10 protein-coding genes, 1 other RNA gene and 1 other annotated feature (1 of these 12 running past the window's edge) are annotated in these 16,392 nt (G+C 36.5%); of the genes, 5 read left to right on the top strand and 6 right to left on the bottom strand.

The window, feature by feature from the left end; translation table 11 throughout:
- Positions 1 to 154: 154 nt before the first annotated feature.
- A complete protein-coding gene (gene gntK, locus F7888_RS06395; RefSeq protein ID WP_191778352.1) occupies positions 155 to 1,693 on the bottom strand; it encodes a gluconokinase in 1,539 nt (512 codons plus the stop codon).
- Between the two features lie 202 nt (positions 1,694 to 1,895).
- On the opposite strand from gntK, the gene F7888_RS06390 reads away from it, so the two are divergent.
- Positions 1,896 to 3,599, top strand: coding sequence for a methyl-accepting chemotaxis protein (locus F7888_RS06390; RefSeq protein ID WP_191778351.1), 1,704 nt, complete (start codon positions 1,896 to 1,898; stop codon positions 3,597 to 3,599).
- Between the two features lie 54 nt (positions 3,600 to 3,653).
- Here the strand turns inward: F7888_RS06390 and F7888_RS06385 are convergent, their stop codons facing one another.
- Entirely contained in the window at positions 3,654 to 7,415 is a 3,762-nt protein-coding gene (locus F7888_RS06385; RefSeq protein WP_191778548.1) for a bifunctional 2',3'-cyclic-nucleotide 2'-phosphodiesterase/3'-nucleotidase, read from the bottom strand.
- A 532-nt stretch (positions 7,416 to 7,947) separates the two neighbouring features.
- Between F7888_RS06385 and F7888_RS06380 the strand changes: the two genes are divergently transcribed.
- Entirely contained in the window at positions 7,948 to 8,133 is a 186-nt protein-coding gene (locus F7888_RS06380) for a hypothetical protein (protein ID WP_191778350.1), read from the top strand.
- A 199-nt stretch (positions 8,134 to 8,332) separates the two neighbouring features.
- Positions 8,333 to 9,118, top strand: coding sequence for a Cof-type HAD-IIB family hydrolase (locus F7888_RS06375; RefSeq protein ID WP_191778349.1), 786 nt, complete (start codon positions 8,333 to 8,335; stop codon positions 9,116 to 9,118).
- Between the two features lie 49 nt (positions 9,119 to 9,167).
- Here the strand turns inward: F7888_RS06375 and F7888_RS06370 are convergent, their stop codons facing one another.
- Positions 9,168 to 11,912 carry a P-loop NTPase family protein gene (locus F7888_RS06370; RefSeq protein WP_191778348.1) on the bottom strand — a complete coding sequence of 915 codons (2,745 nt, stop codon included), beginning with the start codon at positions 11,910 to 11,912 and terminating at the stop codon, positions 9,168 to 9,170.
- A 215-nt stretch (positions 11,913 to 12,127) separates the two neighbouring features.
- Here F7888_RS06370 and ssrS point away from each other — a divergent pair.
- Positions 12,128 to 12,317, top strand: a non-coding RNA gene (gene ssrS / locus F7888_RS06365) — 6S RNA.
- Positions 12,318 to 12,608: 291 nt separating this feature from the next.
- On the opposite strand, the gene F7888_RS06360 is transcribed toward ssrS, so the two are convergent.
- A complete protein-coding gene (locus tag F7888_RS06360) occupies positions 12,609 to 12,914 on the bottom strand; it encodes a rhodanese-like domain-containing protein (RefSeq protein WP_191778347.1) in 306 nt (101 codons plus the stop codon).
- Between the two features lie 141 nt (positions 12,915 to 13,055).
- Between F7888_RS06360 and F7888_RS06355 the strand changes: the two genes are divergently transcribed.
- Positions 13,056 to 13,205, top strand: coding sequence for a hypothetical protein (locus F7888_RS06355; protein ID WP_191778346.1), 150 nt, complete (start codon positions 13,056 to 13,058; stop codon positions 13,203 to 13,205).
- Between the two features lie 41 nt (positions 13,206 to 13,246).
- Here F7888_RS06355 and F7888_RS22465 read toward each other — a convergent pair whose 3' ends face one another.
- Together F7888_RS22465 and leuS are read right to left on the bottom strand one after the other, a co-directional pair.
- On the bottom strand, positions 13,247 to 13,372 hold the full coding sequence (locus F7888_RS22465; protein WP_225228628.1) for a DUF6254 family protein: 126 nt from the start codon (positions 13,370 to 13,372) through the stop codon (positions 13,247 to 13,249).
- Between the two features lie 131 nt (positions 13,373 to 13,503).
- A complete protein-coding gene (gene leuS / locus F7888_RS06350; protein ID WP_191778345.1) occupies positions 13,504 to 15,915 on the bottom strand; it encodes a leucine--tRNA ligase in 2,412 nt (803 codons plus the stop codon).
- Between the two features lie 282 nt (positions 15,916 to 16,197).
- Positions 16,198 to 16,392, bottom strand: a binding site (T-box leader); it runs 57 nt beyond the window's last position.

The raw sequence follows: 16,392 nt of genomic DNA, 5'->3' as shown, positions 1-16,392 counted from the left end.
GTTTAGCAAGTCCTAGCAGCATGAATACACGTAGACTCCTGCGGGATCAGTGACCAACAGTGAGACCCCGCAGGCACGAGGAGGCTCACCGGGCACCCGCTGGACGCGGAGTGTATTCATGCTGCGGGGTTTTATCGCTTCATCCTACATACATTTAATTCTTATATTTCATTTGGAATTGAACAAGTTCTTGATATTCCTGCTCAAATAGCTTTGATAAACGTACATATAGTGGAATGAGATCTTGATAGATTTGTACTTCACTTGGATCTGGTATTTGAGTGTTCGTTGTACCTACCATGTCAGCAACTACATCAAATGACTCGATTTCACCAAGTGCATATAACCCAAGTACGGCTGCACCTAAGCAAGAACCCTCTACACTCTCAGGAATACTTACCTCACTATTAAAGATATTTGAAAGCATTTGTCTCCACACTTTTGATCGAGCAAATCCACCTGTTGCATGTATCCTTTTCGGACTGCCAATCATCTCCTCTAAAGCAAGCAACACGGTATATAGATTTAAGTTGATCCCCTCAAGAACAGCACGTAACATATGCTCTCGTTTATGATGAATAGCTAAACCAAAGAATGAACCTCGTGCATTTCCGTTCCAAATAGGTGCTCTCTCCCCTGTCAAATAAGGATGAAAAATAAGACCTTCAGCACCAGGCTTCACCTTTGATATTTTTTCCGTGATCAGATCATATGGGTCCATGCCTTGATTATGTGCTTGGACAGTTTCTTCTGTAGCTAGTTCATCGCGAAGCCATTTTAAAATGATTCCACCATTATTCACTGCACCACCAATCACCCAATGCTTCTCTGTTAATGCATAGCAAAAGGTTCTGCCATTTGAATCAGTTATAGGTTTATCTGTAACCGTTCGAATTGCTCCACTTGTTCCAATTGTCACTGCAGCCACACCTGGCTCAACAGCATTCACTCCTAAGTTTGAAAGTACCCCATCATTTGCGCCAATGATAAAAGGAACATCACTGCTAATTTGTAGCTTATTAACGTAATGACTCTTTAATCCTGTTATAACTTCTGTGGTTGGAACTAACTGTGATAGTTGATCTGATGTAATCCCCGATACACCGAGAGCCTCTTCATCCCAATCTAATTTCTTTAAATTGAATAACCCTGTTGCCGAAGCAATTGAATAATCAACTACATACCTTCCAAAAAGTGCATGAAAGACATATTCTTTAATCGAAATAAATTTAGCTGCTTGTCCAAACAAAGACGGGTGTTCGTTTTTTAACCATAGGAGCTTTACTAATGGTGACATTGGATGAATAGGTGTTCCTGTTCGTAGATAAATCTCATGTCCATTCATCTCTTCTTTTATTTTGGATGCCCATTTCTCACTTCGTTGGTCAGCCCATGTAATACTGTTGGTTAATGGATTCCCTCGATCATCTATTGCAATCAGACTATGCATTGCTGCGCTAAATGAGATGAATGACAATTCATCATCCTTTATCCCAGATCTCGCAACCGCTTCCTTTATAGATGTAACGGCAGCTGCCAAAATTTCATTTGGATCCTGTTCAGCAGCTCCAAGCTCTGGTATATATAATGGATACTCTACGGAGTGAGAGCTTCTTACTTCTCCCTTTTTAGTAAATAAAACAGCCTTTGTACTAGTAGTTCCAATATCCACTCCAAGCATGTAGTTAGACATGTAACTGCCTCCTTTTTAAATAAACAACACCCTGATAATACGCTTATGACATCATATCATCTAATGCTATTTATTCGCTAGAGTAATAAGTGTTCACAAACGACAACACAGTAAATAAATTTACATCAGTTTTACACCACCTTAACATAGCTATGATAGCATTTGTCGTATACGCTCGAAATTTGAACACTGGAGGTTTACTATGGGTGAAAAGCTAGCGAGGTTCAAGAGATTAATTGAGAGGTTCTTACATCAATTCAGTTTACGGAATCGTCTCTTGTTCTTATTTATTTTTTTATTATTTCTTTCTGTGAATGCGGTTGGTCTAAGCTCCTATCTTCAAGCAAAGAATGCGACTATAACCACGATAGAGAATAGATTAAGTCGGGAATCAGATATCATTTCATCTGTTGCTAGTAATCTTAAATTCATGTATGTAAGTGACCAGGATTACTTCTTTCAACAATTTGAGATGAACATCCGAGACCAGCAAAAACAACTAAGTGCTGATGGAATGGATTCAGATATGTTTTATATTGTTGATAAACAAGTCCATCCGTTTCAAACAAGCGCAAAATCAGGTATTACCATTCCAAACTCAATGGTATTACAACTTATCAACAACGACAAAATGACCTTTCAAGAAAGGATAAATGGAAAGGAATACACTATTTCAGTTCAGAAAATCAATGAGATTAATGGACACTATGTGTTAGTTGTTCCAGTAGATTCTTACTTAGATTCAGTGAATAAAATGGCCATTTTCACGATTTCTATTATTTTTATTAGTTTATTCATATCTACTATCCTTATTATTCTTTTCGTACAAAAACTAACTACTCCTTTATTACAATTACAAAATGATATGAGAGATGTACGAAATGGTCATCTAAATAAAGCTTCACAAATTGACACAACGATTCCTGAAATTAATTCTTTAAATAAAAGCTTTAAAACAATGATGCAGCAAATGACTAATATGATTAATGAAATAACCGAGACCACACGAGAGTTAGAAACAACAGGTGGGGACCTGAAGCATTCATCACGAGACGCATTAGTTTCTAGTCATCAACTTATTGAAGCTATAAATGTTGTAAAAGAAGGTGCAGAGCATACAGCAGCTAGCTCTGAGAATCATGTAAATCAATTCCAATCATTAAAACAATTAAACGAAGATATCCTGAATAAAATGGATTTTGTCTTTCATAAATCAGAAGATATGCATCAATCAGCTATTATTGGAGAAAAAAATATATCTAGATTGATTGAAAGTAATCACACTATCAAAAAAGAATTTGAACATATGACTATTACCATTGGTGATGTTCAGGAACAATCATCATCTATTACAAATTTAGTCGGCTTAATTAAAGGGATGGCAGAACAAACGAAGCTATTAGCACTTAATGCAACAATTGAGGCAGCTAGAGCTGGTGAAGCTGGAAAAGGATTTGCTGTTGTTGCTAATGAGGTTCGAAAACTAGCAGACCAATCTACGAAAGCAACGGAAGAAATTACAAAGTCTATTTCCATTATGAATGAGGTTACTTTAAGAGCGACAAAGGAATTTGAACAAATGCTTAACAAAATTAAAATCAATCTTATCACTGCAAATGACTCAAAGATCTCATTTGATGAACTAATGATTGAAATAGAGAATGTGAGTACGAGTCTCTTAGAAATGAGAGTAGAACTAAAGGACCTGAAAGAAACATTACCTCAGCTTGAAGAAGCGACATTAAGTTTCACCTCTATCTCTCAAGAAACATTAGCAAGTACAGAGCAAATGTTAGGAACGAGTAATGATCAAATTGAGAAGATGGAAAGCACACATGAAATTGGCTTAAAGCTCACGAAACTGTCTACGTCGCTTTCTCAAATAACAAAACAATTTAATTACTAATATACAAAAAAATCACACTGACATTAGTCAGTGTGATTTCTTATTAGATGCCTATTAAACTAGCTTCTTCTTACGTTGGAAGTAGAATGTAACAAATCCCGCTACAATTAATGCTAAACCTAATGCAATGTAGTTGTATACTTGTGTTGCAGTATTAGGAAGCTTGTTACCATTGTTACCAATCTTATCTTCTTTTCCACCATTGTCATCTTGACCTGGAGTTTCCTCTCCTGGAGTCTCTTCACCTGGTGTTTCTTCGCCTGGTGTTTCCTCACCTGGCGTTTCTTCGCCTGGTTCAGTTGGGTCAGTTTCACCTTTAGTAACCTCAAGGATTCTGCCTTCAACTTGTGGATTAACACTTCCACCTAAAGCATCAATATATTCAACAAATACTTCATAATCAACAATACCTAAATCTTCTACATAGCTAGCTTCTTTGAAGCTATCATAGCCATCTCCACCTAGAGCCATAAATGCATTTGTCGTAACACGGTATGTCTTATTTAGATCAATTGGTGCATACTCTCCGTCTTCACCTAATACATCTACAGAAACAATTCTTTCTCCAACAGGCTGATTTACATCATACGTAAACTTCATACCTGCGATTTGTGGGAATTTACCTGGTAGATCTTCAAGATGGACACCAGAAACACCATTCTCTAAACCTTCAACAATATGTGATCCTTTTAGATCAAGAACAGCAAGCGTATTTCCAAATGGCATTGTTGTAAGTACTTCACCTAAAGTGATTTCACCTTCATCGATTGAAGCACGAATTCCTCCACCATTTGTGATAGCAATGTCAGCACCTTTTTCAGTTGTCTTTGCTTTTGCAAGCATACCATCAGCAATCAAATTACCTAGGTTTGTTTCTTGTGTACGAGCAGTTGCACGCTCACCATCTAAAAATACCTCTGCAAAACCAACTACTTCTGTTTTCAATTCTTCAAGCTCAGCTTTCAGTTCATCTAAAATCGCTTTTGCTTCAGCATCTTCTTCTACTGAACTTACATCAAATAGGCTTCCACTTGTGTATTCTGAGTCAGTGATTACTACCCCATTTTCATCAAATAATACATCAAGAACACCTAATTGCTCACCGTATTGTCCAGTCTGAACAATTACTGTTGGCTCACCATTATTTTCTACAACTACTTCAGTTTCAAGAGTCGTATGAGTATGTCCACCAACGATTACATCAAGACCAGCAACTGCTTCTGCAAGAGCAAGGTCACGGTTATAACCTAAATGTGAAAGAGTAATGATTTTGTTAATACCTTCATTTGTTAGAGCCTCAACCGTTTCAGTTGCAGCCTCAACTGCATCATTGAAGATAATCGTTTCTCCCGGGCTTGACGCTTCAGGCGTATCTTCTGTTGTTAATCCGATAACACCAACTTTTTCACCATTTACATTCATGACAACATATGGGTAAATACCTGCAATATCAGTTCCTTGCTTAATTGCTGCATCAATCTCAGCTGGAGATTTTACTAGATTACTAATTGATGGTTCATTTGAGTAATCAATATTTGAGCTAACAATTGGGAACGTTGCTTTTGAAATAAATGTTGCAAATGCACTTGGACCTTTGTCAAATTCATGATTTCCAGGAACCATTGCATCATAGTCCATCATAGACATGAATAATAAATCCTTCAGACCTTCCCATTTCGTGAAATATAGGTCTCCAGAGAATACATCCCCTGCGTCTACTAGTAAACTATTTGTTACTTCTGCACGCTTTTCTTTTGTTAATGTTACACGACGAGCCACATCATCTAAGTGTGCATGTGTATCATTTGTGTGTAATACACGTAATGGCCATGTATTTTCTGGTAGTAAGCTTAAGTCAAGTGAGTATTTCGCACCAGCCTCGCCTACTTTATCAACATATTTAATATTAGATTCACTATCTAAATATGTTTGTGCCTTAGCTGCAGATGCAAATGTTACATTCACATTACCAAGGATTGGAGCGATATTCCAGTTATTATCAGCACTTGGGTTGATTTCACCAGTTGCAACGATATAATCAATAATCGCTTGACGATTTTCGTCTGGAGCTACTAACACAGTGTTCTTTCCATCTGGATTAACAATTTTGTTTGTTCCAGCACGATAGTTATTTGTAGCAACGATAAATTCCATATCAGCTGTTACAGGCTGACCGTTATATTGTAAGTTCTTTACACGACTTGAATCTGGATTAATTAGGTTTTGATCGTTATCATATTTTGCTGGTTTAGTTACATCAATTTCATATGTAACACCATCTAACACGTCAAAATTATACGATCTGAAATTGTAATTGATTAAAGATTGTTCTTCTGATTTATTTGGGTCAATTTGATTAAATTGTCCTGCTGACCATTCGATCCAATTCTTTAATTCAGTACCATTAATTTTTAATGCATATACAGTATTCGGGTATAAATATAAGTCTGCAACATTCTTAATTGCAATCGTTCCTTCAGGAATATCCGTGAAGTAAGATGCATCAGATCCATCACGTCCACCCGCTTTGAAAGGAGCAGCTGAAGATAAGACTGGTAGATCTTTATATTCTGAACCAGCACCAGCAATCCACTTTTCTACATACCATTTTTGAGCGTTTGAAACAATTTGTACAGATGGGTCATCTTGTACTAAAGCAAAATAACTATTAATTGGTGCTGAGGTTTTTCCAACAGGACCATTAACATATTCAACTGTCTCATCATGCTCTTTCTTAATTAACGCTTCTAAACCTTCATCACTTGCAGAATCCTTTGTTGGTAAAACAGCTGCTTGAGAATCAGTAACAGTCCATTCTCCATCAACATTTTCAAGGGTTAAATCAATTTGACCAATATGGTCTGCCCATGATCCTGGCATCGTAACAGGTACACCATTTATCGTACCCTTTGTGTTGTCAAAACCATTTCCATCTGCGAACGCAGGAGTCGTTCCTGGCACAGCTGGGAAAATTGAATGTGCATGACCAGATAATACTGCATCAACACCATCAACGTTCGTTAAATGATATGTAGCATCTTCCATACCACTGAAATGATCGCTGCTATCAATCCCTGAATGAGCTAGAACGACAACTACATCTGCTCCTTCTGCTTTCATTTGTGGTACTACTTCATTAGCAGATTCGATAATATCCTTTACAACAAGTTTGCCATTTAAATGACCATAATCCCAGTTTAGGATTTGTGGCGGAACGAAACCTGTCACACCAACTTTAATTGTATGAACAGTACCTTCTGTATCTTTTACTTCTTTTTCAATCACTTCATATTGCTTAAAATAAGGAGTTTTACCGTCTGTTTTATAAACATTAGCACTAACTACTGGAAATTCAGCACCAGCTAATGCTTCATCTAAAAATTCTAGACCAAAGTTAAACTCATGATTTCCTACAGTCATAGCATCATAGTTTAAATAGTTAAGAGCTTTAATCGCTGGATGAACTTGTCCATCTTTCAGTCCAGTTTCTCTAGCGATATAATCCCCTAGTGGATTACCTTGAATGAGATCACCGTTATCAAAAAGCAATGAGTTTTCAGTTCTTTGCTGCTTAATTAATGTAGCTGCTTTAGATAGACCAAAAGCTTGAGTTGGCACATCTTGGAAGTAATCATAGTTTAAGATATTTGTGTGAATATCCGATGTTTCCAAAATACGTAGTTCTACAACGGGAGTTACTTCTTCTGCTGCTTGAGCGACACTTGGAAGAATTGGTGCAAGGAATGTGCTAACTAACACTGTAGCTGCGATTGCACTATTTACTACCTTTCGCTTCAGAGCTTCTTTGAAATTCACTTTCAATTAAAATCCACCTTCCGACTATTTTTTTGAACTGTCTAAAAAAATTGTAAAATAAACACGTAATTAAGTATGAATAATTCATATTTTGTGAACGAAATGTGTCTATTCTTGTGCAGTTCTATTAGATTATAGCTTTTTTCCGAATATAATAGCAATAAAAAAATTCTGCTTTTTTTGACAAAAACAATCTAATCACCCAATAAACCCTTACTGTTGTCACATTTCCTCACAATATCACTCTTTAAAATTTACAAAATTTTTACGAACATTAATAAAAAATTAACATAAATCGTACGACTTTCCACAAAATAGACATATCCACTTTAACACTATTACTCTATTGTTTATTTAAAATCACACTCTCCCCTTTCTTAAATGGTATGAATTTATAAAAAACTGTGAATACTGGTTTACATAAAAAACGATCCTCTTAATAAAAATGTAACAGTTTATTAATATTAATTAGTACAGTTTTGTGTTATAGTGTATTTATCAATAAAACAACAACAAAAGGAGGTATCAATAAATGAAACAGTTTCTATTTAATTTCAAAACAGATGACAACATGATTGATAATGTGACATTTTCTGCATCAGGAATGTTCGATGCTATGAAACAAGCCCAAACCCATAAAAGAGCTTTGGCTGAAAAAAATCCTGGCACAATGATCACTGTCGAATTCATTGGCATTGCCTACTCTAATATCGCTTAGATGAAAGGAGTCATGATGACAAATATAGTCTATAACGAAGATGTGTGATGAAATTGTACCTATACAATGAACATTACACATCTTTTTAACATATTCTCCGCTCAAAACCTTTCTAACTAACACAATCATTTTGTTCAATTCCTACTTATGATAAAATTTCCATATGGCATTTAAATCACAATCAATAGAGGAGAGACTAATGACTGACTACTCAATTTTGTTTTTAGACATAGACGGGACCATCTTAACACCGGACGATACGATTCAGAATTCTACGAAAGAAGCTGTGAAGCAAGTTAAGGACAAAGGAATCAAAGTGTTCCTCGCCACTGGAAGACCTCTCCACGAAATTTGGGACATTGGTAAAGAATTACACATTGAATCTTTTATTGGATACAATGGAGCTTATGCCATTCATCAGGGACAAGAAGTCTTTAATGAACCCATGCCTCCAAAAACAGTTGAAAGATTTCTACAAACAGCAAAACAACACGGGCATGAAATCATCTTGTATACAAGTAAGGAGAATCTGCTTACATCCTTAGAAGCTCCAATTGTTCAAGAATTTATTGATAAGTTTCATTTAAAAAACAATCAACCATTTACTCCTGAATACATGGACAAAGTCTTAGGTATGACTGTAATAAATGTAAAAGAGAATAATTATATGATCTATGAAGATCAACATATCCATCTCTCTCAGGTTAATATCGAAGGCTTTAAGCATAGTTTTGATGTCATTCGTGACACAGTAAATAAGGGCGTGGCAGTACAAACTATTTTAGAATCTCTTTCCCTCACTCCAGAAGCTGCAATCGCTTTTGGTGATGGTATGAATGACAAAGAAATGCTTTCGTATGTGAAAGAAGGCTTTTCAATGGGGAATGCGCATCCGGACTTACATTCTTATTCTAAGCATCAAACAACTTCGGTGAATGATCATGGAATATTTAATGGATTAAAGAAGCTAGGATTAGTGGAATAAAAAAACGCCAGGTTATCTCATTTTAAAATGAGATAACCTGGCATTTTTTCTATATGTTTATAGATTGAGTAGATGTATTCAACCATTCATATTGGTTCAATCGTACTTCAAAAATAGTCAGTGCGTCTTCAAATACCTCTGGTCTTTGATTCATTTCACTTAACATTTGACGTTTTTCATCTGTTTCGAGGATCGTTTCTTCAACAACTAGCTTCAACGTTTTGAACGGATTGACAAAGAACATCTCAATATCTCGTTCAATCGCTTTTTCAAAGAACTCAAATTGCTCAAGGAATTGAGCTGTAACAAGATTGATAACCTCTTCATATGAGCGATTTTCAATATATTGTTTATATTTTGTAGAAACCAAAGCCTTTTGTTGTAGTGAGCCTAGAATCAACCCCGCACCTTTCAAAAGAAATTGGGCCGGAGAAAATTTAGATAGAATATCAACTTTCTGAACATGGATACGATTTGACATCCGCTCTGCATCTCGTTTCCAATCCTCTAACACTTTAAAATCACATGGCAGAGTGATTTTTTGTTCCCCGTACTGTCCATTCAAACTTTCACTAAGTTCCTCTAAACTAATCATACTTTCGTCAAATTCGTCACTAGCAAGTTGAATCCAATCATGGATTGACGTAAGAAACAGTGGTTCAACTGTTGTTTTCAAATATTCGTCAATTCGTTTATTCATTTCTGTATTTAACTCATGGTGAATTTGATTAAAATTACTTTTTTCTTCAACTAATTCAGAACAACTCTGTAATCTTTTAGGTAAATTTGTACTGATTTCATTTTTTATTTTATGTTTTATTTCGCTGTAGCTACTTGTAATTTTTGCGATTTTTTCCTTTTGCGTATCTTCCAACTGATGGATAGCCCCCGTCAATTTCGACGTCATCTCGTTGTTGAAAGAAATCGTTTCATTTAATTTCTTTTCCAACCCACTTCTATTTTGAGTTAACGTACTTAGTAGCTCTTTAATACTTTGATAAATCTTCTTCTCTCTCTCCTTCTCAAACTGATTCGTAGAGAACGGATTCGCCACTTCTTCAAGAAGTGTTCGGATTGACTCTGCATTCTCAGACTTAAATGCCATGACCTTTGCATTTGGATAAAATGAATCGATCTTTGATTTCGTTATTTTAACCACTCTTTGGATTTCCTGATCATTATAGCCTACTTCAATCTCTGTCAGAAGAAAGGTTACCGAGAGATTAGGTGCTTGCTTTTGAATACCATTTAATATATCACGTTCTTTTTCAGTAAATGGAGAATGAATATTCAGGACAAAGAATAAATGATCAATGTAATTCAAATAATTGATATCTACATTTAGTTGATGACTAGAACCAGTAATACAAGGTAAATCAATCAAAGTCAATTGGTAGTCCTTTAAGTTTTCACTTGGGACTTTCACATCAAGAAGTGCATGATCACTCTTTTCTTGATTAGCCGCAGAAACATAGTGATACTTTGATAAATCGGAAATTACTTTTTGATCTTGGCTTGAAATATCAATGATTTCTTCATCATCACTATGACTGAAAATCATCGCACAAGATGATGGGCCTTCTAGCATATTCTTGCCTATGATTGAGTCACGAACACTAATTTTTCCTCGTTCACTTGTCCCTACTACTAGAAGATGACGTTTTGTATTATTCAATAAACCTTCGGTGAGCCCATTAAATTGGTTTGAATTTGATAGATTCTGTGCCTTGGCCCAGATAGTAATGGTCTGATACAGTTCAGTAATATTACTTCGTCCTTTTTTAGTATGGGTTTGTTGATGAACAACCTCCCTTGCATAATCCAGAATAGACGTTGAAAATGTACTAACCGGCAATATCTCATTCCAAGCTAGTATTGAGGCAGCTGAAAGAGGCAATGTTGAAGAATCTGATAATCGTAACCAATTCACTAAAAGCTCTGGAACAATCTTACGCACTTCATTCATCAAATAATGACCGTTTGTTAATTCAAGGTAAATTTCTTCATACATGTTAGAAAGCTTCTTCCACACAGCTCCCTCTTCAATTTCACTTGATAAAATCAACATGTCAATTTCTTGAATCCACTCAAGCATGTGCTCTTCATTCTTGTAACTTTGCCAAAAGAGATAGACTAGTTCCTCAAATCGCTCATGACTCAGTTGATATAGAGCACTTAAACAACTGATAAAATAACCTGGTCGATGTGTATTTGTATGCCCTTGTTCTACATAATGTTTAATTAACTCAAACCAATTTATTGATTGTGTACGAATGGCTTCATTTACAGCTAATTCAATGGCTTCATCCCAATCATTTTGTTCTTCAAAAAAGGTTCGTGCAAGACTTGTGACATCTTGATAATCTGGATCAATAGAAATGACTTGTTTGATGATATCCTTTGCTTGATTAATTTTCCCTTGGACCCAATAAAGTGAAAATAACTTTAACGAAATTTCTATCGACAGAATCTGTTGGTCTGTTTTAATCGAAAGATACATTTCTTCTGCATTTGGTAGGATATCCAGTTCAAAATAGGCATCGGCCATATTTTTCCTTGCCCAGTCCTCAAGTTCATTATTGATGTTTTCCCATTTAAAGATCGCTGCTTCATAATCCTTCACATGAAAATAAAGCTCTCCTTGGGCATAACGAAGATATGAAAGATCACAAAATTCAATTTGTTGCTCCGCAAAATATAATTCTCCTAATAGTTCAACAGGATGTTGCTGCGATTCTCCCGTTAAATACCGCTCATAAAACTTCTTTTCAATCATTACTTCTTCTTTTGTCATTTTCTTCCCCCTCAAAATTTCGGATCTATATGTAAAGGTATGTTATAAGTTCCTCACTATACTATTCGAACGTTATCTGTATTCTATCAGTGTTGTTTAACAAAAATATTTCAATTTAGTTTCATTTCTACAACAGAAATAGACAAGTGGATGTTTGATAAAGGAATGGAAAGAATTGTGATTGAATTGGACATGCATTTCTTGTAATATATACACATAAGCTACATTGTTCGTAATGATAATTAAGTTTTAACCTTTATGCTGTTATAGGGAGTTTTATATCGATGCAAGAATGTCAAGCCTTCATTACGAAAAAGGACGACAGGACTGTATCTGCAAACACCCACTTTGAGGAGTGGTGGTTTAAAACTTTCTTATGTGAGTTACGGCAAATGCGGCTTATCATTAATACCACATGTTCAAACCAGTTCCTAATGCAGGGGCTGGTTTTTTATTTTGGCTGTTTTCGTATATATTGTTGCTTTTGATACCGCAGCCTGAATACACTCCGCGTCCGGCGGGGTGGAAGGACGAGCCTCCTCGTCACTGCGTTCCTGTGGGGTCTCACTTTGGCCACGCATCCCGCAGGAGTCTACGTGTATTCAGGCTGCTAATAATTAATTATTTCTACTAATTTTTCAAGTATTAAACAAAAAAGTCTATTCCAACCCTCGCTGAAATAGACTTTGAATAAGATTATTTAGTTTCTCCGGTCCAATCTAACATACCGCCAATCATATTACGTACTTTATACCCTTGATCTTGTAAGTAATAACATACGTTTTCACTTCTTTTACCTGAACGGCAAATGAAGATATATTCTTTGTCTTTATCAAAATAGTCTAAGTTCGCTGGTATATCACCCATTTTTATATGCTTTGCACCTGGAATCATACCAATTTCAACTTCTTCGTCCTCACGTACGTCGACTAATTCTAGCTTTTCACCTTGTTCAATCTTATGTTTCAATTCTTCTGTAGTAATGAATTCAATCTCTGACAATTAGATCATCCTCTCAAGATACTATCGCCATTATAATCAAAACTCCGCTAAAAATAAAATATCTCGACTCTGTAAAAGGTATTTTTCATCCTTCGTCAAATAAATTATAGAAATACGTAGTGTATTCCTGGAGGGATTCTTATGAAAATATATGTAGTTAGTTTAATTGGCATGACATTAGGAGTCTTAGCCTTTTTTCTCCCACTTCTTATTCCTCTTTATGTTGGTATTTCAGTTGCCTTTATAGGTTATGGGATTGTTTTATTACATAAATTACTAGCAAACAACTAAGAAGCTTCAAAAATGACGAAAGCTGCAATTTGCAGCTTTTCTTACTTCGAATCATTTTTCCCCACATCTTCAGCAAGCTGTTCAAAAGATTTAACTTTGCCATGTGGATGTTGAGCTTGTTTGCGCTCTTTCCATTGTCTTTCTTGTTGTCGTTGTGATTGGGTCATATGATTGGCTCCTTTTTTTAAGTTAGTCGAACAGTTCTAGATTAACCAGAAGAATTAAATTGATACAAAGAAAAAAAGCTGCCGAGATATCTCGGGACAGCTTTCTTATTTCCTATCCTTTAGAGCGATCGTTAATTTGCAACTATATTCACTAGTTTACCTGGTACTGCGATTACTTTTCGTACTGTTTTACCTTCAATTTGTTCCTTCACTTCTACCATTGCGATTTCTTCTAGCTTTTCTCTTGTCGCATCAGCTGGTACATGAAGCTTAGCTTTCACCTTGCCATTTACTTGGATGACAATTTCAATTTCTGACTCCACTAATTTCGCTTCATCAAATGCTGGCCATGATTCATAAGCTAATGAATGATCATATCCAAACTTACTCCAAAGCTCTTCAGCGATATGTGGAGCAACTGGTGATAATAGCTTCACAAAGCCTTCCATATATTTTGTTGGCAATTCCGTTGCCTTATATGCTTCATTGATAAATACCATTAATTGTGAAATTGCCGTGTTAAAACGAAGACCTTCATAATCCTCAGTTACCTTTTTCACGGTTTGATGATAGACACGCTCTAACGCTCCGCCTTCTTCAGTTCCTGTTAGTTTATCAGTCACTTGACCATGCTCATTAATGAATAGACGCCATACGCGATCAAGGAATCTTCTCGAACCATCTAATCCATTTTCAGACCATGCAATCGAAGCATCAAGTGGTCCCATGAACATTTCGTATAAACGTAATGTATCAGCACCATGTGATTTAATAATATCATCAGGGTTTACTACGTTCCCCTTTGATTTACTCATTTTTTCATTATTTTCACCAAGAATCATCCCTTGGTTAAATAGCTTTTGGAAAGGTTCCTTTGTTGTCACAACACCAATATCATACAGTACTTTGTGCCAGAAACGTGCATATAACAAATGAAGAACCGCATGCTCTGCTCCACCGATATAGATATCAACTGGTAACCATTCTTTTAATTTCTCTGGATCAGCTAAATACTTATCGTTTTCTGGATCAATATAACGTAAGTAGTACCAGCAACTACCAGCCCATTGTGGCATCGTGTTTGTTTCACGACGACCCTTTTTACCAGTCTTCTCATCAATAACATTTACCCATTCTTCTATATTCGCAAGTGGTGATTCACCTGTACCAGAAGGTTTGATATTTGTTGTTTTTGGAAGCATTAATGGTAGCTCTTCTTCTGGAAGTGCAGTCATCGTTCCATCTTCCCAATGGATAATTGGAATTGGTTCACCCCAGTAACGTTGACGGCTAAATAACCAGTCACGTAGACGATAGGTAGTTTCCTTCTTGCCTTTTTCATTTTTCACTAGCCAATCGATCATCGCTGTAATCGCATCTTCTTTATTCATTCCATTTAGGAAGTCTGAGTTTACATGCTCTCCATCGCCTGTATATGCTTCTTTCGTTACATCGCCACCAGCAACTACTTCTTTAATTGGTAATTCGAATTTCACTGCGAATTCATAATCACGCTCATCATGAGCTGGAACCGCCATAATGGCTCCTGTACCATAGCTCATTAATACATAATCAGCAATCCAGATTGGCATTTTTTCATTATTTACTGGATTAATTGCATAAGCTCCGGTAAATACACCTGTTTTATCCTTCGCTAAATCCGTACGCTCTAAATCACTTTTAGTCTTCACTTTATCTAAATAAGCAGCAACTGCCTCTTTTTGATCTTCAGTTGCAATTTTATCAACGAAAGGATGCTCAGGCGCTAGGACTGCATATGTTGCACCAAATAATGTATCTGGACGTGTTGTAAATACAGTGAATGTATCATCATGCCCGTCAATATTGAAGGTAACATGTGCTCCTTCACTTTTGCCAATCCAGTTTCGTTGCATTTCCTTTAAGCTATCAGGCCAATCAAGCTCCTCTAAGTCTTCAAGTAAACGATCTGCATATTTAGTGATTTTCAACACCCATTGTCTCATTGGACGACGCTCTACTGGATGACCACCACGTTCACTCTTACCATCAATGACTTCTTCATTCGCAAGGACAGTTCCTAAAGCTGGACACCAGTTAACTGCTACTTCATCTACATAAGCCAAGCCCTTTTCATATAGCTTAGTGAAAATCCATTGTGTCCATTTATAATACTTAGGATCGGTTGTATTCACTTCACGATCCCAGTCATAAGAGAAGCCAAGCTCTTTAATTTGACGGCGGAATGTGTTGATATTCATTTCCGTAAATTCAGCTGGATCATTTCCTGTATCTAATGCGTATTGCTCAGCTGGTAATCCGAAAGCATCCCAGCCCATTGGGTGAAGTACATTATACCCTTGCATTCTCTTCATTCTTGATAAAATATCTGTTGCAGTATAACCTTCAGGGTGACCAACATGTAGCCCCGCTCCTGATGGATATGGGAACATATCTAACGCGTAGAATTTACGCTTCCCTTTGTCTTCAGTCGTACGAAATGTTTTATTTTGTTCCCAATATTGCTGCCACTTTTTTTCAATATCCTGGTGTTTGTAACTCATCTTAATCCTCCTCGAACATCATGTTCAAAACTTAACTGAATATAATGGCTATTTTCGAATAAATTGTTGTTATAAAATCCGCAGCCTGAATACACTCCGCGTCCTGTGGGGTGAGCGGTGAGCCTCCTCGTCGCGGTGCTCCTGCGGGGTCTCACTTTTGCTCACGCATCCCACGGGAGTCTCCGTGTATCCAGTCTGCTAAAAACTTCACTTTCAATTAATTCATGTCTGAAAACAACAAACTTTGAAAAAACAACCAATATAAAAAACCCCTCATCCCATAAGAGGGACGAGAGGATTATGTATAGAATCTCCCGCGGTACCACCCACATTAGTGTCATCACGCCATAAGGCATGCTACACTCGCTTCATTCATCCATAACGCGGACCATACGACAAGTATTAATTAACGTAGAAACGTATTTCACACTTGTGACTCCAAGGCGAGTTCATGAACAACTAATGATTGACTTGCAC

The organism is Litchfieldia stipae (assembly GCF_014837155.1).
Taxonomy (GTDB): Bacteria; Bacillota; Bacilli; order Bacillales; family Bacillaceae_L; genus Litchfieldia.
This window is presented reverse-complemented; position numbering and strand designations above follow the sequence as displayed.

What these genes read in the sequence shown, in the direction of transcription:
- gntK (WP_191778352.1), bottom strand. Translation starts at nt 1,693, where the DNA reads ATGTCTAACTACATGCTTGGAGTGGATATTGGAACTACTAGTACAAAG.
- F7888_RS06390 (WP_191778351.1), top strand. Translation starts at nt 1,896, where the DNA reads ATGGGTGAAAAGCTAGCGAGGTTCAAGAGATTAATTGAGAGGTTCTTA.
- F7888_RS06380 (WP_191778350.1), top strand. Translation starts at nt 7,948, where the DNA reads ATGAAACAGTTTCTATTTAATTTCAAAACAGATGACAACATGATTGAT.
- F7888_RS06375 (WP_191778349.1), top strand. Translation starts at nt 8,333, where the DNA reads ATGACTGACTACTCAATTTTGTTTTTAGACATAGACGGGACCATCTTA.
- F7888_RS06370 (WP_191778348.1), bottom strand. Translation starts at nt 11,912, where the DNA reads ATGACAAAAGAAGAAGTAATGATTGAAAAGAAGTTTTATGAGCGGTAT.
- F7888_RS06355 (WP_191778346.1), top strand. Translation starts at nt 13,056, where the DNA reads ATGAAAATATATGTAGTTAGTTTAATTGGCATGACATTAGGAGTCTTA.
- F7888_RS22465 (WP_225228628.1), bottom strand. Translation starts at nt 13,372, where the DNA reads ATGACCCAATCACAACGACAACAAGAAAGACAATGGAAAGAGCGCAAA.
- leuS (WP_191778345.1), bottom strand. Translation starts at nt 15,915, where the DNA reads ATGAGTTACAAACACCAGGATATTGAAAAAAAGTGGCAGCAATATTGG.